24 protein-coding genes are annotated in these 25,005 nt (G+C 44.7%); 4 read left to right on the top strand and 20 right to left on the bottom strand.

Going from position 1 to position 25,005, the window contains the following annotated elements:
- Positions 1 to 2 precede the first annotated feature (2 nt).
- The 6 genes from ABLT31_RS05130 to ABLT31_RS05105 all read right to left on the bottom strand — a co-directional run bounded on the left by ABLT31_RS05130 (position 3) and on the right by ABLT31_RS05105 (position 5,393).
- Entirely contained in the window at positions 3 to 1,787 is a 1,785-nt protein-coding gene (locus tag ABLT31_RS05130) for a bifunctional metallophosphatase/5'-nucleotidase (RefSeq protein ID WP_367749440.1), read from the bottom strand.
- 125 nt (positions 1,788 to 1,912) lie between these two features.
- Positions 1,913 to 2,644 (bottom strand): exonuclease domain-containing protein, encoded by a 732-nt coding sequence (locus ABLT31_RS05125; protein ID WP_367749439.1) that lies wholly within the window; start codon positions 2,642 to 2,644, stop codon positions 1,913 to 1,915.
- Positions 2,645 to 2,647: 3 nt separating this feature from the next.
- A complete protein-coding gene (locus ABLT31_RS05120) occupies positions 2,648 to 3,625 on the bottom strand; it encodes a DUF294 nucleotidyltransferase-like domain-containing protein (protein ID WP_367749438.1) in 978 nt (325 codons plus the stop codon).
- Positions 3,626 to 3,660: 35 nt separating this feature from the next.
- Positions 3,661 to 4,932 carry an ammonium transporter gene (locus ABLT31_RS05115; RefSeq protein ID WP_367749437.1) on the bottom strand — a complete coding sequence of 424 codons (1,272 nt, stop codon included), beginning with the start codon at positions 4,930 to 4,932 and terminating at the stop codon, positions 3,661 to 3,663.
- Between the two features lie 142 nt (positions 4,933 to 5,074).
- A complete protein-coding gene (locus ABLT31_RS05110; RefSeq protein WP_367749436.1) occupies positions 5,075 to 5,245 on the bottom strand; it encodes a hypothetical protein in 171 nt (56 codons plus the stop codon).
- A gap of 13 nt (positions 5,246 to 5,258) precedes the next feature.
- On the bottom strand, positions 5,259 to 5,393 hold the full coding sequence (locus ABLT31_RS05105; protein ID WP_367749435.1) for a hypothetical protein: 135 nt from the start codon (positions 5,391 to 5,393) through the stop codon (positions 5,259 to 5,261).
- A 78-nt stretch (positions 5,394 to 5,471) separates the two neighbouring features.
- Here ABLT31_RS05105 and ABLT31_RS05100 point away from each other — a divergent pair, with 78 nt between their 5' ends.
- From ABLT31_RS05100 to ABLT31_RS05090, 3 genes are all read left to right on the top strand, one after another.
- Positions 5,472 to 6,029 carry a YhcN/YlaJ family sporulation lipoprotein gene (locus ABLT31_RS05100; protein WP_367749434.1) on the top strand — a complete coding sequence of 186 codons (558 nt, stop codon included), beginning with the start codon at positions 5,472 to 5,474 and terminating at the stop codon, positions 6,027 to 6,029.
- Between the two features lie 117 nt (positions 6,030 to 6,146).
- Positions 6,147 to 6,332 carry a hypothetical protein gene (locus tag ABLT31_RS05095; RefSeq protein WP_367749433.1) on the top strand — a complete coding sequence of 62 codons (186 nt, stop codon included), beginning with the start codon at positions 6,147 to 6,149 and terminating at the stop codon, positions 6,330 to 6,332.
- On the top strand, positions 6,301 to 6,492 hold the full coding sequence (locus ABLT31_RS05090; RefSeq protein WP_367749432.1) for a hypothetical protein: 192 nt from the start codon (positions 6,301 to 6,303) through the stop codon (positions 6,490 to 6,492). Before ABLT31_RS05095 ends, ABLT31_RS05090 begins: the two co-directional genes overlap by 32 nt.
- 442 nt (positions 6,493 to 6,934) lie before the next feature.
- Here ABLT31_RS05090 and ABLT31_RS05085 read toward each other — a convergent pair whose 3' ends face one another.
- Both ABLT31_RS05085 and ABLT31_RS05080 read right to left on the bottom strand, forming a co-directional pair.
- Positions 6,935 to 8,815, bottom strand: a complete 1,881-nt coding sequence (locus ABLT31_RS05085) for a sigma-54-dependent Fis family transcriptional regulator (RefSeq protein ID WP_462976464.1) — start codon at positions 8,813 to 8,815, stop codon at positions 6,935 to 6,937.
- Between the two features lie 192 nt (positions 8,816 to 9,007).
- Positions 9,008 to 9,220: an HPr family phosphocarrier protein gene (locus ABLT31_RS05080; protein ID WP_367749431.1), complete on the bottom strand. Its 213-nt coding sequence runs from the start codon at positions 9,218 to 9,220 to the stop codon at positions 9,008 to 9,010.
- Positions 9,221 to 9,366: 146 nt separating this feature from the next.
- On the opposite strand from ABLT31_RS05080, the gene ABLT31_RS05075 reads away from it, so the two are divergent.
- Positions 9,367 to 9,567, top strand: coding sequence for a hypothetical protein (locus ABLT31_RS05075; RefSeq protein ID WP_367749430.1), 201 nt, complete (start codon positions 9,367 to 9,369; stop codon positions 9,565 to 9,567).
- A gap of 160 nt (positions 9,568 to 9,727) precedes the next feature.
- On the opposite strand, the gene ABLT31_RS05070 is transcribed toward ABLT31_RS05075, so the two are convergent.
- The 12 genes from ABLT31_RS05070 to ABLT31_RS05015 form a co-directional block, all read right to left on the bottom strand.
- On the bottom strand, positions 9,728 to 10,375 hold the full coding sequence (locus ABLT31_RS05070) for a nitroreductase family protein (protein WP_367749429.1): 648 nt from the start codon (positions 10,373 to 10,375) through the stop codon (positions 9,728 to 9,730).
- Positions 10,376 to 11,140: 765 nt separating this feature from the next.
- The gene (locus ABLT31_RS05065; RefSeq protein WP_367749428.1) at positions 11,141 to 11,380 is read right to left on the bottom strand and encodes a hypothetical protein; all 240 of its coding nucleotides are present in this window, start codon (positions 11,378 to 11,380) and stop codon (positions 11,141 to 11,143) included.
- A 524-nt stretch (positions 11,381 to 11,904) separates the two neighbouring features.
- Entirely contained in the window at positions 11,905 to 12,639 is a 735-nt protein-coding gene (locus tag ABLT31_RS05060) for a methyl-accepting chemotaxis protein (RefSeq protein WP_367749427.1), read from the bottom strand.
- Between the two features lie 66 nt (positions 12,640 to 12,705).
- Positions 12,706 to 13,860 carry an EAL domain-containing protein gene (locus ABLT31_RS05055; RefSeq protein ID WP_367749426.1) on the bottom strand — a complete coding sequence of 385 codons (1,155 nt, stop codon included), beginning with the start codon at positions 13,858 to 13,860 and terminating at the stop codon, positions 12,706 to 12,708.
- A gap of 185 nt (positions 13,861 to 14,045) precedes the next feature.
- Complete coding sequence (locus tag ABLT31_RS05050) at positions 14,046 to 15,494, bottom strand: glycoside hydrolase family 32 protein (protein ID WP_367749425.1); 1,449 nt, start codon at positions 15,492 to 15,494, stop codon at positions 14,046 to 14,048.
- Positions 15,495 to 15,518: 24 nt separating this feature from the next.
- Positions 15,519 to 16,466: an aminoimidazole riboside kinase gene (locus ABLT31_RS05045; RefSeq protein WP_367749424.1), complete on the bottom strand. Its 948-nt coding sequence runs from the start codon at positions 16,464 to 16,466 to the stop codon at positions 15,519 to 15,521.
- Positions 16,467 to 16,529: 63 nt separating this feature from the next.
- The gene (locus ABLT31_RS05040) at positions 16,530 to 17,912 is read right to left on the bottom strand and encodes a sucrose-specific PTS transporter subunit IIBC (protein WP_367749423.1); all 1,383 of its coding nucleotides are present in this window, start codon (positions 17,910 to 17,912) and stop codon (positions 16,530 to 16,532) included.
- Positions 17,913 to 18,087: 175 nt separating this feature from the next.
- On the bottom strand, positions 18,088 to 18,942 hold the full coding sequence (locus ABLT31_RS05035) for a PRD domain-containing protein (RefSeq protein ID WP_367750212.1): 855 nt from the start codon (positions 18,940 to 18,942) through the stop codon (positions 18,088 to 18,090).
- Positions 18,943 to 19,050: 108 nt separating this feature from the next.
- Complete coding sequence (locus tag ABLT31_RS05030) at positions 19,051 to 19,548, bottom strand: PTS sugar transporter subunit IIA (protein WP_462976463.1); 498 nt, start codon at positions 19,546 to 19,548, stop codon at positions 19,051 to 19,053.
- 294 nt (positions 19,549 to 19,842) lie between these two features.
- On the bottom strand, positions 19,843 to 20,073 hold the full coding sequence (locus tag ABLT31_RS05025) for a hypothetical protein (RefSeq protein ID WP_367749422.1): 231 nt from the start codon (positions 20,071 to 20,073) through the stop codon (positions 19,843 to 19,845).
- A 12-nt stretch (positions 20,074 to 20,085) separates the two neighbouring features.
- Positions 20,086 to 20,334: a DUF5132 domain-containing protein gene (locus ABLT31_RS05020; RefSeq protein ID WP_367749421.1), complete on the bottom strand. Its 249-nt coding sequence runs from the start codon at positions 20,332 to 20,334 to the stop codon at positions 20,086 to 20,088.
- A 15-nt stretch (positions 20,335 to 20,349) separates the two neighbouring features.
- Positions 20,350 to 24,837 carry an HAD-IC family P-type ATPase gene (locus ABLT31_RS05015; protein ID WP_367749420.1) on the bottom strand — a complete coding sequence of 1,496 codons (4,488 nt, stop codon included), beginning with the start codon at positions 24,835 to 24,837 and terminating at the stop codon, positions 20,350 to 20,352.
- Positions 24,838 to 25,005 lie beyond the last annotated feature (168 nt).

Here is a 25,005-nt window from a genome sequence, read left to right as displayed (position 1 = left end):
ATCTAATAAAAGAGCTTCCTGATTCGTCCTTCAATCTGATACGTAAACGGCTTTGGAAGCTTTTGAACATAGTTCACCAAGGCGTCAAGATCCACTATGCCCGTTTCACGGTTTTTTCCCTGGCGGAAGATCGTAAAGTTATCCCCTCCTTCAGCAAGGAAGTTGTTGACGGTAACTGAATACGTTTTACTTGCATCGATTTCCGATCCATCCTTTAAGTAAACGTTGACAAGCTTGTCGCCTATCGGCCGATTGGCATCCCACGTGTATTTCAGCCCGGAGATTTGGAGCATATTGGAACCTGTATCTCTCCACTGCTGATTGAGCAGATCGCGGATTTGCTTACCCGTCAAATCCATTTTCACGAGTATGTTATTAAAGGGAAGTACGGTATAGAGTTCGCCCCAATTAATCATTCCTCGCCCAATATCCGCTCGAATACCTCCAGCATTCATGAAAGAGAAATCCGTCTTCATAGCCGCTCTTTGAGCATCCGCGATTAAGTTGCCTAATGCGGATTCCCCTTCTTCACTCTTGATGGACGTGATGTTTGATGTGGTATATCCGATCACCCTGTTCACCGATGCGGCTACCTTCTTTTCATACTTTGTAACCATAGACCGGATTTTTGGATCCGGTTGAATTCCTTCCTGGAAGGTTATGACAATTTGCGCTTTTTTCTGCACAATGTCTTTGGTTTTCGGATCTATCCAAAGGTCTACATCTGAAAAAGCCGTCCCATAAGAATACGATTGAACTATAAGCTTATTGTCCACCACCGCATTCATATAGGCATGATTATGACCGCCAAAGATGATATCTACTTCGTCATCGATATTTTTAGCGATTCTCACCAATTCCCCGGACGGGTTTTTCCCATTAATGCTCGATGACCCTGGGTTATGTGCAAGGACGACAATAGCACGCACCCCTTGCTTTTTCAATTTCGCAACGGAATCATTGATGGCTTGAACCTCATCCGTAAAACGCAATCCGGCCACTGCGCTTTCAACCACGATATTAGGGGTATTGGACAGGCATACACCAATAAACCCAATCGGCATCCCATCGACCGTGATCACTTTGTGAGGGGGAAGAGATTTCCCTGTTTTCTTATCAAAGACATTGGCAACGACCCAAGGATAGGAGGACCCCGCAAAGTACCCGGTGTTTTGGTGGGTGCCTCCTCGAATCAGACGGAGAAGTTCCCTTACTCCCTCATCAAACTCATGATTGCCGACGGTTCCGATGTCAAAATCTAATTGATTGAGGATTTCCATGGTCGGCTCATCCTGCAGGAGAGCCGAAACAGGCGGACTCGCTCCGATCATATCGCCCGCATGCACAAGCAATGTGTTCTTATTCTTAGCCTCCCGCTGCTTTAAATAAGCCGCCAAATAATCCACCCGGCCTGCCGGTTTCCCATTTACCCTCCGGGTTACGTTCAGCTGTCCATGAAGATCATTGATACCCAGCAATTGTATGGATTTATATCCCTTCTGGGCCGCTAAGCTTTGGAAGGATTCCTCCGACTGAATGTCTGCCCGTGGGCTAATAGGACGATCCTGGATATGTCCATGGTATTCCTCGGAAAGTCCGCTCTCTTTTCCTCCGGTGTTCGGATTAATCCCAACCGGATCTTTTCCTCCCTGCTCTTGAATAGAGGAATGGTACTGAAGCGGAGTTTGTTCCACCTGGTAGTTCTCTTGAGGCCGATTGTTCATCCCGCAACCAATCGTATGGATGAGCAGAATGAAACCGGCAGAGACTCGCCAAAATTTTTCCATCAAGTTATCCTCCAGTTTTAGCTATGTAAATCCCTCCTTTTATTATCTGTAGAACTTTAATCACTATGTCCTAATAAATGTAATTAATATATGAATTCTGGAACGTATCTCGCCGAACCCGTCAGCTAGGACTTAGCCAGTCGCTCATATACATCCTGCAGCGTATGAAGCCCAAGGCTTCCGATTTTCTGAAGGGAGGTGCTCCACAATTGAGCGGCCAAAAGGGCATCTCCTAAAGCATGGTGTCGATTTTTCACAGGAATTTGACAGTGAGTACACCAGTCCTCTAGATGATGCCAAGACTCCTTGGGCTCCGCAATGCGCAACAGAAAAGAAGTATCGACAATCCGATGCTGAAACGGCGTACGAAACACCTTCCTTGTGGCAGCGTCCATAAACTTTTTCTCGTGAGCGGCATGGTGAGCGACAAGGATATGATTTCCAGCGAATTTAAAAAATTGAACCAGTACTTCTTCCAAAAGTGGCGCTTTCCGTACCTCTTCCTCCGAAAGTCCAGTCAGTTCTTGAATGTGTGCCTCTAATTTCTGATCATAGCGAACCATCGAATAAAAAGTATCACTCTCCAAGAGGGTTTCCCCTTGAACCTTCACACCGCCGATGGATAGAATCTGATCGCCTTGCTCCGGGAAGAAACCGGTCGTTTCGAGATCAAAGACAACAACAACTAATTCCTGTAGCGGAATCATCAATTCTTCCTTAGCTCTCAGCTCTTTTTGCAGCTGTCTAATGAACGCCGCATGCTGCGGATTTGTATGCGATTGCAAAGGGGCGTAAAGGGCCGAACCCAGCTTCCCCTGCATTTGCTTCATGAATCGGATTAACGGCTCGTATCCCATCCTCTAACATCCTTTTTCAATAACGCGCTGGGTAAATTGATGAAGCTTCACTCCATCCTTCAGCACCTGCTTTAGCGCGCTTTTCTCAGCGGGGGTCAACCCCTGTACGTTAAGAAAATGCATTTGTTCGTAATCTATTTGATGGTTCACCTGCTTTAGCTTATAGTCTAACAGCAAGCGGAAATGGGCTTGAAATCGCCCGAAGTCTTGAAGATAGGCAGGGAGCTCGCCCAGCAGTCCCAAGCGGGAAAGAGTAGACGTCTCGCTAATTTTCTCCTTCATCGCCAGGAGACGGGCGGCATTGATATATGGAAATAAGCCCATTTCCTTTAGGTTTATGGAGCCCATATAGGGTCCATGAGTCTCTGTTAAAAATTGTTGAAAAAGGCCTACTCCTTTTCTGATTCTCTTCGTATTCTCCAGCAGCCTGAACAAAAAAGCAGGATGCTTCTCAATAAACCGATCCATGAGATTTTTCAGGTGGCGAAGGGGCTCCACGCTTCCAACCAGCACCCTTGCATCATAGAAAATGAGCAAATGCCGAATCGAATTCCAGCTTTCTTCTTCCAGCCATTTGGCGAGCTGACGCTCCCAACCGGCACTCGATTGACACCATACCCTATTGCTGCTCATGACCTTTCCTTCGCACAGAGGGTAACCGATCTGGAACAATCCGTTCGTAATTTCCACGCCAAGCGCTTCAAAATATTCCTTAAACTCCTCGCCTTCATACACCAGCCCGTGATCCTGGTCCGCCGCCCTCCCCTGCTCACTTCGGCCTGCGCTACCCATGACAAACCAGGAGAACGGTGCAGGCAGCGGCCCTTTTTCTTTCTGCAGCTGTACTTGGGCAATTCCGCAGGCTTTTTTCATGACCCAATCATGAAAAGCGTTGAGTGATTCCATCGTTGATGCGTGATTCACCATATGAAGATCTCGATATTGCTTCAGTGCCTGATAGGAATCCAGCTGTTCGCCCATACGTCCCCCCTCCCCCCAATGGCTGGCACCTTGTTTCATTCCACCCGTTGCTCAGGGTTAAACTGTTCAGGATAGCCGTAGCCTCCATGCTCACTTAGATCCAAACCAATAATCTCCTCTTCTTCGGTCACGCGAAGACCGTTCATCATCTTCTTCATAATCCATAAGATCAAGTAGGAAACAGCAAAAGAGTATAGACCGCAAGTCGCGATACCCATCGCCTGCACCCCGAGCTGGGTCCACCCGCCACCATAAAACAAGCCAGGCAACCCGGTAATCTTTGCGGCTAGTTCAGGAGTAGCAAATAAGCCCGTGGACAGGGTTCCCCATACGCCTGCCAAGCCGTGAACAGATAGCGCATAGATGGGGTCATCGATTCCTATCTTATCAAAAAATTTCATGCTGTAGAAAACAAGTATCCCGGCAATAAAGCCAATCAGAACGGAGACCCAGGGGGTAACGAAGGCACAGGATGCCGTAATTGCCACTAAACCGGCCAGTGCGCCATTGAGCATGATGGGCACATCCGATTTTCCAATCGCGATCCAGGAAAGCAGCAAGGCGCTAATCGCTCCAGCGGCGGCAGCCAAATTGGTATTCATTGCTACGTAGCCAAAGAAGCCCTCCTCAACCGATAGCGTACTGCCTGCGTTAAAACCAAACCATCCGACCCATAGCAAAAGCACGCCCAGCGCGGTGAAAACCTGATTATGACCCTGAATCACATTCGGCGTACCGTTCTTGTTAAACTTCCCAATCCTTGGCTTCAACAGCATCGTGGCAGCTAAGGCCCCCATAGCTCCAGTCAAGTGAACCACGGTAGAACCCGCGAAATCCTGTTTCCCATGATCTGAAAGCCATCCGCCGCCCCAAATCCAGTGAGCAATCACGGGATAAACCAGGGCACTGTATAATAGGGAGAACAGAAGGTAAGTGGACAGCTTTGCCCGTTCGGCAAATCCTCCAAAAGCAATGGTCAAGGAAATGCCGGCAAAGGCAAGCTGAAACAAGAAGAATACTGCAGTATTCAGCTCTAGGCCAGCCATTTCATATCCGTTATAAAACATGTTACCCAGACCGGAAAAAAAGCTTCCCGCTCCGCCAAAAATGAGGCCAAACCCTATGGCCCAAAAGACAACAGAGGAAATTCCGAACGTAAAAATCGTTTTTCCGGCTATATGGCCCGCATTTTTCATGCGAGTCGACCCTACCTCAAGCAAAATAAAACCGCCGACCATCAGGATTACCAAGACGGCCGACAACATCACCCACAGGCTATTCAGGGTATAAAGGATTTGGTCATTCATATGTGATTTACCTCTCTATAGTTAAGGGTTATTTACCCTTAAGGTGCATTAGTTAAGCAATAAAATACACCCCTTAAGTAAATTGGACATTTCCCTACGGTTTTTATCCAATGTCTACTTTAAGGGGTGGACTATTTTCAATCTAGACATCTAATTCTTGATCGATGGCTGTGCGGAATTGATGCTCAATTTCTTGGATTCGTTGGTGAATTTCCCGCTGTTCTTGATTATCATAAATGCCTGAACCCAATTGTTGATATAGCCATTCCAATTCACATGATAAAGCATTTAATTGATTTTTAAGCTCGTCCATTGCAAATGAACCTTTAACGGTCTTTTCCGTCAATAACGGGAGGAGCCTGTTCAAAATCTTGTTGGACATGGGCATTGGGTTGCTGTGCTCTTTTGATTGCTTTTCTTTGCTCCGCTTTGCTGCGTTGCTGTTCGTTTCTCTGATCCATATTTAACCCTCCAATACATTCTCTTCCATAGTTTATTATTGTTCGAAGAAAAACAAACTATTCAAAGGGAGGTGCCTGATGAAAGCATATATCAAAACCCTTTTTTTGTCTGGCTTAATGGCGGGCTTATGTGCCTGTACAGGAAATATCGATGGCATGGAGCCGCAAATGCATAACAGATTAGGCGCAGATATTGAAGAGAACGGTATGCTTAGTGCCAGGGACCAAGCTTTAGACCTTGGGCATGGACATGTAGGCCACAGGCCAACTTCTTATGACGCCAATGATGCACATGCTCTGCGGATCGCAGATTTGGCTGATGATACTCCTGGTGTAGCCCGTTCCAGCAGCATCGTATATGGGGAAGATATTGTTGTGGGCATTCAGGTTAGAAATTTTTCGGAATCGACATACTTGGAACAAAAAGTGAAACGCTTGATTCAGGAAAGGGAACCTGGTTACAACATATATGTCACATCGAATAACCAAATGAATGAACGCATCCGCGCTATCACGGAAAATGCAGCGAATTCTTATGCCCAATCTGAGCGACACCATCAACCGCAACGCGATATCGAAACCGAAATCAGCAACATTAAAAACGTTATAAACAAAATGAATACAGATACGCGATAACCCTATTGGATTCAACTAAACAGCTAGGAAGCAGAGATGAATTTCCCTGCTTTTAGCTGTTGCCAAAATTAATCTTTCATGAAAGGGAGCCAAACTATATCAAAAGGAGTGAAATGTATGAATGGATTTTTAAGGAAATTAGTCCTCAATTCGATTGTTATTGTTCCCTTCCTGATGTGGTTTTCCGATTCTGCATTCCTGGTTTCCTTGGTCACGGCCTTAACCTTTTCTGTTTTGACGTATCTTGTGGGGGATCAATTGCTATTAAAGAATGACAAACAATACGGTGTCTACGATAGCTGATGCTGGTCTGGCATTCGGATTTTTTTGGATTGCAGCCTGGGTAACAAATTGGACATTAGACTTTATCGAAATCTTATCCCTCTCCATTCTAATAGGAAGCGTTGAATGGGCGTATCATCGTTTCCTCAGAAAAGTAGATAATCCAAATCGGATTTTTTAATCATCAAGTATCTAGCTCTACACACATGATTTCAGCAATGAGGTTAAAAAAATGTCTTCCTTCCTTTGTAAACATTTGACATTGCATCCACGAATCCAGAGTATAAATATCTATTTTTCTTGCCTGGGGTGACTCCCACAGGACTTCTACGGGCAGAGCCTTGACTGTATCTTCGATATGACTCTTTAGCCGAAGGTAATTCAGAACCCCTGCAAGGAAAGCGTAGGGAGATCCCCTCTTTTTCTCCTCTGCTTTCCTCTGAAGTTGCACGTTGTTTTACCCTTAGTGTAGGTATCAACAGGTAAGCTTTTTTTCATCTCATCTAGCCAATGTGCGAAGATTAATCCATATTAGCATGGTAAAGGAAAAAAGCTGTCCTAAAAGGTCTGTCAAAAACGACTTTTGGGGAGCAGCCTCTTCGTTCTTTGCTACGTTGATCATGCTAGAGTTGAAACTTTTGTATCTTCTTGTAAAAAGTGCTTCTTGGCATCCCCAGCAATTTAGCCGCTAACGTTACGTTTCCTTTCGACTTTTGCAACGCATCGATCATAAGCTCTTTCTGGATTTTTTCGCGTGCTGAAAGGGCTGCGGCAGGATCGGCCGCACTCTCCGGGATTTCCTTTGTTGTAGTCACGGCTAAAGCAGGTTCGACTCGATTCTGCGAAGCCAGCCATTGAAGGACTTGGGATGGTTCCTTCATCTCTCCTTGAGAGAGAATGTACAATCGTTCCAGCACATTCAATAATTCTCTGATATTCCCGGGCCAATGATAGGTATGCAGCCAATCTATAACTTCAGGGGCAAAGGTCATATCCCATTGGTTTTTTTCACAAAAAAATTGAATGATATGGGGGATATCTTCCTTCCGTTCTCTTAACGGCGGGACATAGATAGGATACACATGGAGTCGATAAAACAAGTCCTCCCGAAACTTCCCCTCATTCACCAGTTGGCGAAGATCTCGATGGGTTGCCGTTATTATTCGGATATCCAAGGGGATTTCTTTATGACTTCCAATCGGAGTGACCTTTCGCTCCTGCAGCACTCTTAGGAGCGCAACCTGCATAGGAGGGGGGATTTCACCTATTTCATCAAGAAAAAGGGTACCGCGGTTGGCCTGTTCAAATTTCCCCTTGTAGCCTTGGCGGCGTGCTCCTGTAAAAGCCCCTTCCACATAGCCAAAAAGCTCGCTTTCCATCAGCTCTTTCGGGATCGCGCCACAATTCACCGCTATAAATGGACCATTTTTTCGTGGGCTGTTTTCATGGATGGATTGAGCAATGACCTCTTTGCCTGTGCCTGTTTCTCCCAAAATATAAACGCTCGCATCCGTCGGCGCCACAGGTTTTAATTCATCTAGTGTCCTCTGAAACGATAAGCTGACGCCAGCCTCCCCTTTGAATTCAAACTCCTTTCGTTTGGACACATAAACCGAATCTGCATTTTTGCCTTTGTCATTGTTTAAATGAATACAATAACCTAATAAAAATCCGTTGGTTTTGGAGAATACCGGTATTCTTAGTTGTGAATGGTACCCATAGGCAGGAAAATGGCCCTCTTTCATACACGACCAGTTTGGAACTTGGAGGCGAATCGGTTTACTGGCCCCCACTACATCTCCTGCAGTATTACAGATCAGCAATGGTTGAATCGACTCCATGAAGTCTATCGTCTGGTTTATAAGTTCCTTATCAAAATTTCGCAGGCAAAGACTGATCTCTTGCTCTATGATGTAAGCAGCGGATACGACCATGCCGAGCATATACGGATGGGCCCGCTCAACGGGACATGAAAGATCCAGAACCCCAAGGAGCTTGCCGCTCTGATCACGAATCGGGGCCGCAGCACAACTCCATTGGTGGGAGGCGATAGAATAATGTTCCGTACCGGTAACCAGGATCGCTTCTTCGGCCTGAAGCGCGGTGCCAATGGCATTCGTTCCTACTTCGCCCTCGCTCCAGCGTACGCCTTCCACAAAATTGATTTCCTTAGCCTGATTTAAGACATCCTCTCTTCCTTTTATGGACAGGACATATCCCTCAGGATCAATCACAAGAGCCATCATTCCCATATCTCTAGCAAATTGTCCAATCTTAGACAAATGAGGTCCGGCACTATTCATTAATAGGAAGTTTTTCTCCTTTTGGGCCAAAAAAAATTCATCTGTCAAAATCTGTTTCCCTTTTTCTAAGTAAGGATTCACATCCGCTGTCCTTGAACGATACCAGGATTCAACAATTCTTTGATTCAGTCGGGATAGATCAAATGCACCTTCACTCATGAATTGCTTCCATGCTTGAAATGAAAGTGTAGTCTCGGTCAATTTACCCTCTCCCTATGTTTGGATTTTTTTCTCTTAATCTACTGAAATGTCCTGTCACTTGAAGGAGAAAGCGTGGATAGATGAAGGTTAATCGAGGATTTTTTGCAGCGCTTTCATCATTTATGATAAACCGAATTATTGATATAATCAATCTATTTTCACTATTACATAAAAAAAATCTAAAAGTCTGCTTTACAAGGCTACGTTATCCAACTTGTTGAAGAAACAAGATAGACTTCGAATGGCTTCTAAAGCATCCGGTCCCTCGGCGCGTATCAGTAAGTTTTTGGAGTTTACAACCGCAAGCGAAAAACTCATCAAACTCTTGGCATTGGCATTTAGGCTTATCGCCTCCACTTTAATATTGCTTTCATAACGACTCGCTTCATTGACAAATTCAATCATGCTCTATGGAAAGTTTTTTAGGGATCTTTATCCTTTAGTGATAGTGAGGTCGATAACTTTGAAACTCATGGACGAGCTTATTGATGCTTATCTCGACAACAACCTAGAACATCCCTATTATTTGGACATGCAAACGGGTTCCTGACATGAAGTTGTTTAATGCTCTTGACGGACAAAGACCATTTAGAAGATTTAAGGATACTCTTTATGAGTTGGATCTTTGGGACGAGTGGAATAAATTTGAACGGCAAAAAGCTGAGGAAGAAATACAGTTTTGGATAGATCGCTACGAGCTCCCTTTTGACCAGCTTGCCGAATTGTATAAGAGCAATAACCCTTACCTTTAGGAAGCGTAATCGATGAAGGCCATTCAAATGGGATAAAAAAATCAGACCACATCTTCGAAATGTGGTCTTTTTGCTGTGTGATTTTACCTCATTCTGTTCAACGAGCAGTAAAATTTCAACTTTCTATTATTAAGTTAAAATATATCTAGAATTAGTCCTATTAATATACGTAACGAGTGATTTCATTTACCGGTTTGCGCGGCAGTTTTTTAGGAGTATCTTTCGGGTAACCAAGAGCAATCACCATATTAATTTGTTTCTCTGCTTCAATGTTTAGATATTCACGTAACTTTTCTGATGCCAAAAGTACAGGCCCAGTCATAGGGCATGTACCTAATCCTTTTGCATAGGCTGCTAACATTAAATTTTGAGTAGCTAAACAACTGCTTTTAATTCCCTCTTCTTCCCAGACTGAATCAGGAACCAATTGTATAGGCTCAAAAATTTTCTCCCTAAACTTAGATTGATAAGGGGTAGCCAAAGAAACAATGAGCACGGGGGCATCAGAAAATGCGGTTGCGTAAGGACCGAAAGAACGAGTAAGGAGCTTTCCTTCCTTTTCAAATCCTTTGCTTGTTGCTTCTGCTGCTTTTTCGTACAGGGCATCCCATGTAATTTTCTCAATTTCCTTTATTTTATCCTTGTTTTTTATAACGATAAATTCCCATGTTTGTGAATTCGTATCACTAGGGGCGTACCTAGCACAATCAATAATCTCTTCTATATCTTGAATAGAGACATCTTGTTCCGTAAAGTTGCGAACACTCCGTCGCCCATGAATAACATCTTTTAGTGCATAATAATCCATATAAAACTCCTTTTGACTGTTAGATAATTATTATTATAACTTCAGATCCCGATCAATACTACTAAACTATTCTATCCTAATCCAGCAGCAAAAAGAGGAGCGGCCATGACAGCCACTCCTCTGCAAGGCAGGACGCTTCCCCCTTTGAAAAATGATAATGACTCAAACTCCTTTTAATCGTCTGAACTCGCACAACAACTTGATTGGGTTTGTTTTCACATAAAAAGAAAAAACCTGAAAATCAGTATGTATATATAAAAAACCTGCTTCACCTGATATCACTTTAAACGACATGTCTCGTATATCCTTAAGCATAAAATCGCGCGAGTTTATAGTGATCAGATCCTTGTACAAACGAAGAAGCATTTCCGTTTCAACCGACTCTTGACGATTGCTCTGAATTACTCGAACAGTTTCAAAATAGGATTGTTGGCAGATCAAATTCATGGTCGTCCTCCAATAGCTGAATATCACATCAACACTTATCCCCCTATACGATACTTTTCAAACAAGGTTTCAAACCTTCACACGGCCTAAACTGGAAATTCGCTAACCAGGAAGGTCGTGCGAAGATTTTTAGCCGACATCCAGAAAAAAAGGACAGAGGGAACAGTCGCCTAACGGACACAAAGAAAACTAGAATTCTCCGACGTTCTACTCATTCTCTTCCTGTTGATTTCGTAATCTGCATTTTAAAACCTACTCCCTTCTCATGTTATATACAAAATAATATTTGTTATAACACAATAGATTCTCTTGCCCCATTCATGCTGTCTTTGGTGATCTCTCAAATATATATTGGATGTATTCCTGATAATTGATCTGCATGTCGCCCCACAATGAGGAATGGGATTCAACCTCAATATCGAGTTCCTCAAATATTTCCATAAGCATGCTGCACAACTCATACTTTGCATCCAAATCTGACACCCCCTTAATCCTATATAAGAGATGGGCGGCTTCAGTCGTTAGTTGATCTCTAAAGTCATTTCTATTAATGGCCATACATATCCACTCCTATCTTTTCTGTAATCATAGCCTTTTACCCTATACCCTTTTATAAGCAAGTACTGTGCCAAAAAGAAACTTCTCAATATATCAACAGGATCCTTGATTTCATGGGCCATCTTTACCTCTAAAAAAGGTATTTCCATATAGACAAATAAGAAAATGTCTCATTCTGTTCCACTCTGTTACATACTGTTCCGTTCTGTCCACTTAAGCAGAAATCAGTGGAGAGAATTACCTTTTGGATAGTAAAAAAGGCCGCCCTAGAGCTTTTCAGCCCTGATGGACAGCCTTTTTATAAATTGAATTTCTGAAGTCTCTTATAAAACGTACTTGGGAACGCCTAATGATTGAGCCGCCATGGGAAGCTATGCTTTAGAAAATTACACAGAAGTCAAAAATGTAAGGATTAATTTAGATTAATAAATATCGTCTGATTATAATTTCTGTACGATGAAGGAGCTCAGCAGTAGTTGCTGAACTTCATCATTGGGTTCGAAGAACAATGGTCAAATAATAATCTACACCTTAAAATTCCTTACTAAATTTTTCAGTTCATCCGCCATTCTTGCCAGTTCAAAGGAAGAAGCAGTGATTTCTTCCATCGAAGCTGTTTGTTCCTCCGCTGCTGCCGCTACATGCTGCGTATTCCCGAAAGTTTGTTCCGAGATGTTCGCCATCATCTCCATCGTTTCAACCATACTATGAGAACTGGCGTTGACCTCTTGGACGATCGCAGACACTTCTTGGGACTGACTGGAAATCTCTTGAACCATCCTCACAATACTATGGAAGGATTCTCCTGTTTCCTTGACCATGTCAATTCCTTGCTTCACCACTACAGTACCATGATTCATGACTTCTGCGGCTTTATTCGATTCCGCTTGAATCTCTCCGATCAGTTTGCGTATCTGCTCCGTTGATTTCCTCGATTCTTCTGCCAGTTTGCGGACTTCATCCGCTACAATGGCAAAGCCTCTTCCGTGTTCTCCTGCTCGCGCTGCTTCAATCGCTGCATTTAGGGCCAACAAATTGGTCTGGCTGGAGATTTGGGTTATTAGTCCAATGATCTGATCGATTTCTTTTGTTTTCTGTCCAAGTGTTGAGACGACTTGGGAAATTCGGTTTACCGTTTCCTGTACTGCGTTCATCTGTTCCATCGTTTGGTCAACCAATCTAGTCCCGTTGGAGGCATTTTCATTAGCGGTCACTGCAGAATCAGCTACCATCTGGATAGAAGAAGCGGTCTGCTCCATTCCGCATGATATTTCCGATACGGCCCGATTGGCTTCTGTAATACAGCGTTATGAAAGAGGCTTCTCTCAATGAAGGTTATGAGCAGGGATGTCGAGAAAAAGAAACAAATCATGATACACGGGACAAGAAAATGTCTGGATCATCAGATCAAACTCCCTATCTATATAGGACTCTGACAGTATACCTCTACCGTAGTTATTCATCTTGACAATATTTTGCATGAAATAGGGGCGAAAGTTCCAATTCATGCCTTTATATTCCATTTTCTTTGCCCAAGACCCATCTTCATCTTTGACATAGTTTGAAGAATACTGATTCCCTTGTGAATCACAGAGATACAAACGCAGAAATGGCTCGCCAACAACTCGCGTGAACTGCTGGGTATACTCGTCTAAATTAGGGAGTGGAGCAATCTCTTGGAGACATTGCCCCATTTTTTGATTAAGCTTCAACTCGTAGTTAAAATGATCATTCCAAAACGAGAACTCTTGCTTTACCAGGCTGTCCATTTGCTGTTGGAGGAGAGTTTGGCAGTGTTCTTTCGTTAGAAATTCAGCATGCGGTTTAGCCAATAAATATCCCTGATAAAATTGTCCCCCATTGCGCCATGCATTGGCAAATTGATCAGGTTCCTCAATTCCCTCGTAAATAAGAGCGGAGCCTAGTTTTTGCGATAGAAGAGATAAGGCGGAAAGAACAGAGCGATACGAGCGGGATTGGGTGCTTTTTTGTACTAGATGCAGGTCCACTTTGATAAAGTCAGGTTTCAAGCAGGCCACGCGATCAAGATTGCTAAATCCTTTCCCTAAATCATCCACTGCTATTTTGCATCCTAACTCTCGAAAGGGAGCTAAAATCTGAGAAAGCTCATCTACATTCCCTTCAAAGTCCCTTTCATTTATTTCTAGTACAATGTTCTCCGGGATAACATGATCGTCTAAAAGCCAATTCAAGTCATCCGTGATCCAATTCGGATCTATGTTAATAAACAAATGGACATCCATTGTCTGTTCACAGAATTTAGCCAATGCCATTTTTCGAACGGTTTTATCTACTTCTTTTCGTACACTCTCCTCAACGCTCATATCTGAAAAGAAAGCCCCTAAGGAAGAGCATGTTCCAGCAGAACTCCGAATTCTGCCTAATACCTCATACCCCCAAATCATCTGATTATCTAGGCTGAAAATAGGCTGGAAGTACGGCATGACTTGATGTAGCATGTTTTTTCACTCACTTTACCTATTAATTATGTATCTGAATACCTCTATCACATCTTAATGTCTATTTTTGTTATTATCTGTGGTATTGTCATATTTTCTGACGAGCAAAGTCGAAATGATGCGTTCTGAAATATGAACAAATAAAAAGACACTCACCATGGAGTGCCGCTTGCGTATGATTTTCTTTAGTACATCAGATCCCACTTCTTCACGTGAAATTGAAATAACCCTTTCGTTGAAAAGGATACAGACTCGTTTTCCGGATAGGCAAAGATCCTCGACGTAAACACTTCCTCCCCGCCATTCACAAAGATTTCAATGGATGACGCATCAAGATAAATTTGCAAGCTTGATAAATCGTCCAGCCTGCAATGTCTCGCCTCCGTTAACCCGTTAACAAAGCTTTTCCTTTCCAGTGTGGCCAGCTTTTCTTTCGGATGATAAATGAAGCGGACCTCATTTCGGAAACAAACCTCGACAGAACGCTCCTCATAGCCAATATCTTGTATCCATAATTCGATGCTCTTTCCGCGAACTTGGTCCAACTCTAGCTCTTGGCTATTTAACCTTACCTTATCATAAGCCACTTCATTCTTGCGAAGCTGGTTTAATTCTTCAATCGGCTGCTGATACAATTTGCCTTCCATAAGCGATAACTGCCTCGGGATCGTCATCGCATGGACCCACTTATGCGCAATGGTCGGCTGTTGATCCTCTTGTTGCTCTGGAACGCCCATCCACGCCACAAGCAGTCTGCGTCCCTTTGCATCTAACATTGTTTGCGGAGCATAAAATTCAAACCCGCGGTCCAGCTCGGTAAAATCGCCATGGCTATATTCCGCTTTTTCAGAGTCGAGCTTTCCGACAAAATAGCCAGCTTGATATACATTTTGGTATAACATGCCTTCTGGTTTTAATCCTTGCGGACAAACAATCAGTACATCCCGACCATTCAGCTCGAACAAATCCGGGCATTCCCACATATAACCAAAATACCCTAAGCGCTTGGAATTCCCTCCGGCTATGTCTCCCAGATGCTCCCACTCCATTAGGTCTCGCGATCGAAACAGTACGGCTTTTCCGTCTAACTGAAGGCTTTGTGCGCCGACAATCATATACCAGCTATTTTCCTTTTTCCAAACCTTAGGATCGCGAAAATGAGCTGTATACCCCTCCGGAAGGGTGGCTACCACACCTTTTTTCTCAAAATGAAGACCATCCTCTGAAACCGCCATGCATTGATAGGTTTCCCGGTTATTTTGTTCATCTTTGACGTTTCCCGTATAGAATACATAGAGCTTTCCGCTGTCCTCGATCGCACTGCCGGAATAACAGCCGTTTTTATCAAACCAGTCGCTTGGCGCAAGGGCAATTTCTTCATGCGTCCAATTCACTAGGTCAGGTGACGAGTAATGCCCCCAAAATTTCGCCCCATGACCGGTTTTAAACGGCATCCATTGATAAAATAAATGATAGGTTCCTTTCCAATGAATAAAACCATTGGGGTCATTCAGCAGGCCCACCGGCGGCATGATGTGATAGTGTAATCGATAAGGATCGCTGTCCACCAGGCCTTTATGTTTCTCGATTTCCGCATAGGCTTGTTCCTTTAATTCCTTATCTAATGCATTCATATCCAAACACAACCTTTTCCCTTCTTATTTCTCCAAATATCCGGAAACTTCACTCAACGTGGGCAAAGCGGTCATTGCTCCTTTGGTCGAGGCAGCCAAGGCTCCCGATACACTTGCAAATCGGGCGATTTGTTTCGCTTCTTCCAACGTTATGCTCTCCAATGCCCCATCATATTGATGCAGGGAATAGAGCACGCCTGACACAAAGGCATCCCCTGCTCCCGTCGTATCCACGGCTTCCACCTGAAGGGCTGGAACTTGAACCTTTCCTTGACGCGTAAATACAACACTTCCTTGTTCCCCTAAGGTGACAAGCACAAGAGGGATCTGATAAGCCTTCAAAGCTTGTACCCCTGTTTCGATCTCCTTTTCCCCTGTGATGAACGCGAGCTCCTCTTCCGAGATTTTTAGGATGTCAGCCTCCGGGAGCATCGATCGGATCGTTTCCCTTGCTTGTTCCTCATGATCCCACAGCCCCAGCCGCAGGTTCGGATCGTAAGAGATCAACATCCCATTGTCTCTGGCGAATTGAACCGCTCTCTTGGTTGCGCCTCTTGAAGGTTCTCTGATGAGAGAAATCGAACCGAAATGAAAGATTTTGTGACTTTCAAATAATTCTTCCTTCATATCCTTTTCGCTTAAAAAGGAATCCGCACTCGGATTGATATAAAAATCGAAGCTGCGCTCCCCATTCTTCCCCAGTGTGACAAAAACAGCTCCGGTACGAGCCTCGTCAGTCAATAGCATATAATCCGTATTCACGCCGTATGCTTTCAATGTTTCTTGCAAAAAGCGCCCGAGTACATCATCTCCGACTTTACCCAGGAATGTCGATGGAACACCTAAACGGGAAATCCCGACGGCAACGTTGGCCGGAGCCCCTCCTGGACTTTTCCGGTATACGCTGTTGCTTTCATCCAGCGGAATAAAATCAATCAGGGCTTCCCCTAAACTAATGACACCTGTTTTCATGATTCTTGCCTCCCTTATAAAAACATCAGGTAAGTCGCTCCATACCTGATGTCATTATCCCTCTTAATTCTCTTCCTCTTTGAAGCCCAGAACATAGGTCGCAATAAAAGCGGAACCAACGGCAATGGCAAAGCCGATTAAATAATGGAAGACTTTTTCCGTACCGAAAGGAGCTACTATGGCCAGCATCGGGATTCCGGTCAACCCATAAGCATTTGCCACCACGTTCATCATGACGACGTAAGCCGCTCCGAGTCCCCCACCTAAGGCTGCCGCAATAAAGGGCTTGCCCAGCTTTAAGTTTACCCCGAAAATGGCCGGTTCGGTAATTCCCAGGAAGGCAGAAAAGGCACCCGGCAGCGCAATGCTCTTTAATTTTTTGTTTCTGGCTTTAAAGTAAACCGCCAATGCCGCTCCACCTTGCGCTACATTCGCCATCGACCAAATCGGCAATAAGAAATTGACGCCGATCTCCTTACTAGCCAAAAGGCCTGCCTCGATGGCATGAAAGCTGTGGTGAACTCCGGTAATTACGATGGTGGAATACAATCCTCCAAATACAAGTCCAGCCACAGGGCCTGCCGCGTTATATAGGGATTGCAGCGTGACCGAGATCATGTCTCCCACCCATCGTCCGAACGGACCAATGACGATAAAGGCAAAGAATCCTGTTACGATGACGGTTATAAACGGTGTAACCAATAAATCAATGGAATTCGGGACCACTTTACGCAAGGATTTTTCGATTTTGCTCATGAAGTAAACGGCGATTAAAATAGGAACGACTGTTCCTTGATATCCGATGAGGGCCAAATCAAAGCCGAGTAGATTCATATATTCAGGCGTCGCATTCGATAAGGTCCATGGATTCAATAACGCCGGGTGAGTCAATATGCCACCCATAACGGCCCCAAGAAACGGATTAGCCCCAAATTCCTTCGCAGCGGAAAAACCGATGAGAATAGGCAAAATAATGAATGCCGCGCTGGAGAACATGTCCAGCAAACGATAAACGGCATGATCCGGGCTCACCCAGGCAAATGCTTTCATCATCCCGAGCAGCCCCATCAATAAACCGCTGGCCACGATAGCCGGGATAATCGGTACGAAGATGTTAGACAGGGCTTTGGCAAACCGGGCCACCGGATTCATTTTTTGCTTCACGGCTTCCTGATGGGAATCATCGCCCGCCTGCTGCAACCCCGTCTCGCCGACAAGCGCCTCATACACTTTATTCACCGTACCCGTTCCGAAAATCACTTGATACTGACCCGAACTGGAAAACGCCCCTTTTACGCCATCCACATTTTCTATCGCCTTTTGATCTACTTTTTGTTCGTCCTTCAGCACTAGGCGAAGGCGAGTGGCACAATGGATGGCACTTACAATATTCTCGCGGCCGCCTAATAAAGGAACAAGTTGCTTGGCAATGTATTGATAATTCATCTCTTTTCTCCTCCCATTTTGAAAATAAAAAAGACCTAAAACGCAGAAAGGATTGCCATATAGGATAGAATCCTATACTTCCTTTGCACATTTTAGGTCTTGCCTGCTTTACCAGTCACAATCCTCAATATGGATTTTTTATACGCTTTCATCATAGTTCACTCTATATTTTTTGTCAATCCTCTTTTTGCGGATTCCTTCCTGTCTCCCGAAGCCTTTGGATATGCAGGGTAATATAGGCCAGCTCGGAATCCGAAAATTGAAGCTGGTACTCGCGCTGGGCATATTCAGCCATTTTTCCGGCACACTGAAACTCCTTCGTAAACTTGGTTCGAACCAGCTCGAGCATGTCCTCATCCATGAGGGGGGACGTCTCTTGGTCTTCCATGCGAATCAAGGCAAAGCGAAGATGAGTGACCAAGCGCTGATAAGACATTCCCTCCTCATCGATATCCACCTGCAGCTCTTTTTTCAGTACCTCAATCATTTCCCGGATCAGGGTAGTTTGCTTCAACGCCTTGCCCATACTGGCTGTATCCATCTTTGCTGTATGGATATGGAGGGCAATGTGGCCGGCTTCGTCATCAGGTAAATCGATACCCAGTCTCTCTTTAATGAGCTGTTTTCCCCAAAGGCCAATCTGATATTCTTTTTTATATAGCGCTTTAATTTCATTTAATAGCCGATTTTGAATTTGATAGCCTTGATGAAGGCGTTCAATGGCAAAAGACAAGTGATCCGTCAGGCCAATATGAATATGATTGTTGAGAGGAGCCTGCAATACCCCTTCCGCATAGCTAATAATCTCTTCAGCGATATCGATATGTTCTTCAGGAAGCGTACGCAATAATTCTTGAAACTTCTCGTTTTCCTCTTCCATTATAAAAATCTTTTCGATTTTGTCGTTCGGAATCACATCATTTTTCTTTTTTTGAAAGGCAATGCCGGGACCCATGACAATTTTTTCTCTTCCTTCATCCAATACGACCGCGACGTTGTTATTTAAAATTCTATGAATTCGATAAGCCATATGGTTCCCTTCGTCTACCATTTAATGATCTCATGATGGAAATTTTACAAAAGAATAACTGAATTAGCAAAACCGAAAGTGACATCTACGGTCGCATTTTCCCAACACTTATTTTGTTTTGATGGTCATGACGTGATGACTACCCTTTTCAACCGTTTTACCCGTCACTATTTCCGTGCCTTCGACGGCTTCCCCATTAGTGATGACAATCGGCGTAATGGTGCTTTTCGCTTTTTCCCCGATTAAGTTTAAGTCGAAGGAAATGAGCAAATCGCCGGCTTTGACTTTATCCCCGACTTGAACATGTCCCTCGAACCCTTCACCTTTCATGTTAACCGTTTCAAGTCCTACATGTATAAGAATCTCCACCCCAGCTTCAGACTTCAAACCGATGGCATGCTTCGTAGGGAAAAATTGAATAATCTCTCCATTGACCGGTGAAACCACCTTTCCCTCTGTGGGTACAATGGCCAGCCCATCCCCCATCATTCGCTCTGAAAAAACAGGATCCGGAACTTCCTCCATATTCACCACATTCCCTGTCAGAGGAGCCACAAGCACCTCTTCTCTTTTCTTTTCCTTCAACCCGAATAATTTGCCAAACATTATTCTTCCCTCCTCCAATAAATCAAAAAAGACCAAAAAGAAATGAAGGGAAGAAAAATTTTTCACCCTATCATACCCTCTTGGTCTTGCCTGCCTTACCAGTCACAATCCAGATTATTGAATTTATTTTAGATTAAAGGAGTTCTTTATTTCTGTCAATTGTTATTTGGTGTGGTCCACTTACGTCAAACCACCCTCACAAGCGGGACTAAAGTCAAGTGGGTAGGGCCGATATTTATTAAAACTAGCTTTTAGAGGAGCAGAAATCGAGTTACTCTGCCCCTTGTTGATCATTTACCATTTCCAAAGTTTTGGAAATGAAATCCAGGATAATAGATTGAGTTTATTTTCTTTCCCTTTCGTCTTTACCATATTGAAAAACTCCCCTAGGAAAGCTTCCCATTTCTTTCCTATTACGCCTTTTTCGGTTGGATTATTTAAAACCAGCCCAACGCTGGCATTAAGGGCTTCTCTCAAATGGGCAAATGCTTGCTGCAGATGATGGTCTACCTTGTGTCCTTCCATAGCGTCCTCCTTCTATGGTTCCATCATTTCATGATCAATTTTTCGCTTCATCCGCTCAAACTGCGCTTCAGCCACCATATCCGCCAGTTCTTCCTTGGCAAAAGCCATACCCGATCGGGTGCTTCTCACGGCGGAGGAAACCGTGCTGCCGCCGATTTGGGCCGCCGCTCTGATGGTGGTTTTAGCGACAGGCCAAAGCACCTTTGCTGTTAATACTAATACGGTTCCAACCAAAACTCGTTCTGCACTTCTCTGAATCATATTTTCTCCGTCCTCCTACGCGGCCATTCTCATTACGGGTTGATCCGCAGATGCCTTCCTATCCAGCAGGCCCAGAATAGGTCTGGTGAGCAGGCTAACGGATCCTCCTACTATTAAAACCTGTACAAGCTGCATGATCCCTAATGGCGCTGTATGGAAAATTTGAGCTAGTGATGGGACATAGATCACCGACATCAGGGCAAGCCACGAAATCCCTAATGCCCCGATCAAAAACTTATCTTTTATCCAATGGGAGAATTTCTGGCCGTTCTCTTGTCTCCAAGAAAAGGTTTGCGTGAGTTGCCCTGCTACTAATGAAGCAAAAGCCATCGTTCTGGCAACAGGCAGAGACGCTCCCATTCGAAGGGCCGATCCGAATAATCCGAGTGAAGCCATTCCAAGAATGAATCCTCTCACAGCTACCTTCTTATATAGGGACGAATCCACAATCTCTTGGCGCTCGGTTACCAGCTCCTTGTTTCCGGGATTGACTGCCAGAATCGTGGCTGGCAACGCGTCCGTCAACAAATTCATGGCCAGAATTTGAACAGGCACAAGTGGGATCGGCATTCCCAATAGAACTGCTGTACTGGAAACTAAAATTTCAGCTAGATTTCCGGTAAGCAAGCATCCAATAGCTTTTCGAATATTGCTTATGATCGTCCGGCCTTCTTTTACTCCATCCACGATGGAGCCAAAATGGTCTTCTTTCAACACCATATCCGCCGTTTCCTTGGTCACATCGGTTCCCGTTTTCCCCATGGCGATTCCCACATCAGCTCTTTTTATGGCTGGAGCGTCGTTCACCCCATCGCCTGTCATCGCCACAACAAATCCCTGCTTCTGATAAGTTTCTACAATTCTCAATTTGTGCTCTGGGGATACACGAGCGAAAATAGACGTTTTCCTGACCATCTTCTGCAGCTGGTCGTCGGTTAATTCGTTCAGTTCTGCACCTGTGATGACACGTTCCCCTTCATGATACATTCCCAACTGCTTCGCAATGGCAATGGCTGTAATCGGATGATCTCCCGTAATCATAACCGGCTTGACACCTAAGCGGTACGCATACGCGATCGCCTCTTCCACCTCTGGCTTAGGCGGATCCATCATACCGACCATGCCAACATAGATTAATCCTTCTTCTTTCACATCTTCCATTGTTTCATTTGACTCGACGCTTTTATAAGCAAACCCTAATACACGCAGGGCCTGTCCTGCATATTCATTGTTTTGGTTTAAAATCTTTTGTCGAATATCATCCGTTAAATCAAGGATACTTCCATCTTCCTGATAATGGCTGCAACGCTTCAGAATCGCTTCAACGGATCCCTTGGAAAATAGGTAACAAGGATTCTCCGCCATCCCGTCATGGCAGACGACACTCATCGACCCATTAAAGGAATCAAAGGGAATCTCATATTTTCGACTCCATTGGGATATATGCTCCCGATTCATCCCGGCCTTATAGCCAAGCGTGAGCAAGGCCCCTTCGGTGGGGTCGCCTTTTAAACTCCACTGTCGATTGTCTAGTTGGCTATTATTGCACAGCATCGCAATGTGAAGCAGTTTCTTCCCTTCCTCGTCTCGCTGGATCTGTCTCTGCTGAACATGCTGGAGTTCCCCTTTAGGCTCATATCCCTCGCCGGTTATGGTCCATTCGTGCTGTGTGGTTTGGATCTTGGTAACCGTCATTTCATTTTTAGTTAGGGTTCCTGTCTTATCTGAACAAATCACATTCACGCGGCCAAGTGCTTCAATGGCAGATAGTTTCCTTACTACCGCATTCCTCCGCGACATGCGAAGAATTCCGGCGCTGAGGGCTATTGTGATGGTGACGGGCAAGCCTTCCGGTATAGCTGAAGCGATCAATGCCACCGAAGTTGGAACCATTTGCAGCAGCGTATTTCCGCGCAGCAGGCCGACGGCCAAGACAACGACGCCAGCCAACACAGCCCCTTTTACAAAGTTCTTGCTGATGGACGTGACCTTTTCTTGCAGGGGGGTGACTTCCTTCTCTTGGTCTTTGAGCAAGGAGGTTAAGTACCCTATTTCCGTGTTCATACCGGTTTGGACAACCGCACCGGTTACTTTCCCCCGCGTAATATTGGTGCCCATATACAGCATATTGGTTCGGTCTGATAATCCCGTTTCCGCAGGGGATATCCCTGCCCTCTTTTGGACCGCTGCGGATTCGCCTGTCAGCGGAGCTTCATTTACTTCCAGATTCCAATCCGTCAAAATACGAAGGTCTGCTGGAACCCGATCCCCTGCTTCCAAAGGAACAATATCGCCCGGTACCAAATCAACGGCAGACACTTCCCTTATTTCTCCATTTCTGATCACGTTGCACAAAGGCGGCTGATAATAATTCAGCGCTTCCACCATTTTTTCCGCTTTACCTTCCTGAACAGTACTGATGCAGGAGTTAATAAGCAACACGGCCGTCATTGCCAAGCCGTCAAATACATCCCCTGAAAGAACGGAGATGACCGCGGTACCTAATAAAATGACTGTTGTAAATTCAGTAAATTGCTTTGCAAAGGAGAGATACCACGGCGTTCTTTCTGCAGGTTCTATCCGGTTGCTCCCCACTCGGTGCCGGATGGATTGAACGGCTTCATCGGTTAACCCTCTTTGAGGATCTGTCCGTAAAGTTTCCCAAAGTTCCTGCTTCGTTAGGCTGTGCCAATTCGATGCCCTGCTTGCCTGGCCAGTGCAGGCGGCTGAGCCGTTCGTTTGGTTGTAGTTTTTATGGGATTTAGCCAACAATAACAGCTTTAATCCGTCTGCAATCAAGTTGACGACCGGAGCCGCCAGCCTGCCGGAAAAAGCGAAACCCGATCCCACCGTATTCCAGATCATCGTCCAAATCCGGTGTTGTGTCGTCATGGTGCGAATGTCTTTCGCTTTTTGAAGCAGTGCCGGTAGATCTCTGAGCTGCTGCATGCTAATTTGAGGTTGATCTGGATCGTTCGATGCCATCGGATCATCATCGCCTACCATCAAATAGGCTCTGCCTTGCTTTTGCAGCTCGCGGAGATGGTTGGATTTTAAAAGGTGCCATTTTTCTTGAATGAAATGTTTCCGAACGTTCAATGAATCCTGAAGAAAATGGATCTGGAGTCCTGGATGTTCTTGCTGCAGTTTTTGAACGTATTGATATTCTGGACTTGGCACCGGATGGGCTTCATCCACAATTAACCCAATGCATTCCTCTTGAAGACCTACAAAATAAACCGTTTTTCCATTTCTTTGCAACCGTTTCGCTTCGAGTTCATATTGGTCTACACGAACGCCATGTCTCAGTAAATAGCTTTTACTGCCCAAATATACGGAGTGACCATTTATTTTTCCATGAATTCCTTCTTCGTCTTGTTTTACCTCAAAAGCTGTCCGCTTCGTTTTATGCATGTGCAGGAAGACTTTTTCGATTTCCTCTTTGAAGGGGTGCTCCCTCTTATCTACTAAACTTCTGGCAATGGACCAGATTTCATCCTCCTTTGAGCTTATGCAGCGCAATTTGGGGGACGATTTCTTAAATACATAGGAAGTATCTGCCAAAATGACGTGCTCGAGTTCGGATATTTGGCAGAGCGTACAATTCTTCGGAAGCCATTGCCCCCGTTTCTTTTCTTCGTGCTCGGCCAGTTTCCAGGCATATTCTTCCGATGCGAAGATAGGCCTTGGATTCGCAGCCAGCAATACGCCTAGGGCGGCCCAGGGGCTTCTGGTCCACAGCCAACTTAGGCCGGCTAATCCAAATCCCCATTTTGTCGCTTGTTTCGCATAGGATTTGGTTTTCTTCGTGACATATAGCGAAGGATCTAAATTGGGTTCTTCGTTTTTCTTTTTTTGCCAATGCAAATATTGAATGAGAGCCGCAGCGCCTAATGCTAATAAATTTTCCCTTAAGAGAGCTAAAGCTACAGCCGCTGTTCCTAATACAAGATCGGCATTTAACTTTCCCTGTTTCGAAAGGGTTTCAAAGCCTTGTTTCAGTATCGGATAACCGGTCAGCACCGCTAGTCCCGCCGAAGCGGTAAATAAGCCGGGACTTCTCGCCATGGCTGTCTTTCCTAACCAAATCTGCTTCATTCCCAAAGCCCCCAGCCCCAGAACCGATGCCGTTAAAAGCGGGGATGGTCCCTCCTGTGGCCGAGGCGACTCTTCTGTCACGACAGCTTGAAATGAAGCGGGTATTCCTCCATCGAGGGACTGCTCGGCTATCCCGGCCGTAGCGGCTACTTCAGCCAAGATCTCTGTATTTTCATTGCTTGGTTTACAAAAAACTGGATTGCTGTACGCAAAAATCTTTTCTTCCATTTGGTGAATCCAATGACATATTTGTCCGGCAGAAAGTTGCGATTCATCATATAAGACTAACACTCTGCCTGTTAAAGGGCAGGCCTTTACAACGTTAATACCAGGCACCATTAAAGTGTTTTCGATTTGCCTGCAAAAGGTGGCATTCCCCTTTAATCCATAAACATCACATCGCAACCTTCCGGGTATAAAACGAATGTTACGTTCTTTAAACCCTATTTCCTGCAAAGTCCATCACCACACTTTTACGGAATAATGATGTAAAATAGCCTGCTCACGATTCTTATTTCTTATGTATGGGAGAATATTTTTGGGAGGAAGAGGAAACTGTATAAGTAACTTAGC

The sequence above is a fragment of the Ammoniphilus soli genome, from assembly GCF_040813775.1.
This window is presented reverse-complemented; position numbering and strand designations above follow the sequence as displayed.

What these genes read in the sequence shown, in the direction of transcription:
- ABLT31_RS05130 (WP_367749440.1), bottom strand. Translation starts at nt 1,787, where the DNA reads ATGGAAAAATTTTGGCGAGTCTCTGCCGGTTTCATTCTGCTCATCCAT.
- ABLT31_RS05125 (WP_367749439.1), bottom strand. Translation starts at nt 2,644, where the DNA reads ATGGGATACGAGCCGTTAATCCGATTCATGAAGCAAATGCAGGGGAAG.
- ABLT31_RS05120 (WP_367749438.1), bottom strand. Translation starts at nt 3,625, where the DNA reads ATGGGCGAACAGCTGGATTCCTATCAGGCACTGAAGCAATATCGAGAT.
- ABLT31_RS05115 (WP_367749437.1), bottom strand. Translation starts at nt 4,932, where the DNA reads ATGAATGACCAAATCCTTTATACCCTGAATAGCCTGTGGGTGATGTTG.
- ABLT31_RS05110 (WP_367749436.1), bottom strand. Translation starts at nt 5,245, where the DNA reads ATGGACGAGCTTAAAAATCAATTAAATGCTTTATCATGTGAATTGGAA.
- ABLT31_RS05105 (WP_367749435.1), bottom strand. Translation starts at nt 5,393, where the DNA reads ATGGATCAGAGAAACGAACAGCAACGCAGCAAAGCGGAGCAAAGAAAA.
- ABLT31_RS05100 (WP_367749434.1), top strand. Translation starts at nt 5,472, where the DNA reads ATGAAAGCATATATCAAAACCCTTTTTTTGTCTGGCTTAATGGCGGGC.
- ABLT31_RS05095 (WP_367749433.1), top strand. Translation starts at nt 6,147, where the DNA reads ATGAATGGATTTTTAAGGAAATTAGTCCTCAATTCGATTGTTATTGTT.
- ABLT31_RS05090 (WP_367749432.1), top strand. Translation starts at nt 6,301, where the DNA reads ATGACAAACAATACGGTGTCTACGATAGCTGATGCTGGTCTGGCATTC.
- ABLT31_RS05080 (WP_367749431.1), bottom strand. Translation starts at nt 9,220, where the DNA reads ATGATTGAATTTGTCAATGAAGCGAGTCGTTATGAAAGCAATATTAAA.
- ABLT31_RS05075 (WP_367749430.1), top strand. Translation starts at nt 9,367, where the DNA reads ATGAAGTTGTTTAATGCTCTTGACGGACAAAGACCATTTAGAAGATTT.
- ABLT31_RS05070 (WP_367749429.1), bottom strand. Translation starts at nt 10,375, where the DNA reads ATGGATTATTATGCACTAAAAGATGTTATTCATGGGCGACGGAGTGTT.
- ABLT31_RS05065 (WP_367749428.1), bottom strand. Translation starts at nt 11,380, where the DNA reads ATGGCCATTAATAGAAATGACTTTAGAGATCAACTAACGACTGAAGCC.
- ABLT31_RS05060 (WP_367749427.1), bottom strand. Translation starts at nt 12,639, where the DNA reads ATGGAGCAGACCGCTTCTTCTATCCAGATGGTAGCTGATTCTGCAGTG.
- ABLT31_RS05055 (WP_367749426.1), bottom strand. Translation starts at nt 13,860, where the DNA reads ATGCTACATCAAGTCATGCCGTACTTCCAGCCTATTTTCAGCCTAGAT.
- ABLT31_RS05050 (WP_367749425.1), bottom strand. Translation starts at nt 15,494, where the DNA reads ATGAATGCATTAGATAAGGAATTAAAGGAACAAGCCTATGCGGAAATC.
- ABLT31_RS05045 (WP_367749424.1), bottom strand. Translation starts at nt 16,466, where the DNA reads ATGAAAACAGGTGTCATTAGTTTAGGGGAAGCCCTGATTGATTTTATT.
- ABLT31_RS05040 (WP_367749423.1), bottom strand. Translation starts at nt 17,912, where the DNA reads ATGAATTATCAATACATTGCCAAGCAACTTGTTCCTTTATTAGGCGGC.
- ABLT31_RS05035 (WP_367750212.1), bottom strand. Translation starts at nt 18,942, where the DNA reads ATGGCTTATCGAATTCATAGAATTTTAAATAACAACGTCGCGGTCGTA.
- ABLT31_RS05030 (WP_462976463.1), bottom strand. Translation starts at nt 19,548, where the DNA reads ATGTTTGGCAAATTATTCGGGTTGAAGGAAAAGAAAAGAGAAGAGGTG.
- ABLT31_RS05025 (WP_367749422.1), bottom strand. Translation starts at nt 20,073, where the DNA reads ATGGAAGGACACAAGGTAGACCATCATCTGCAGCAAGCATTTGCCCAT.
- ABLT31_RS05020 (WP_367749421.1), bottom strand. Translation starts at nt 20,334, where the DNA reads ATGATTCAGAGAAGTGCAGAACGAGTTTTGGTTGGAACCGTATTAGTA.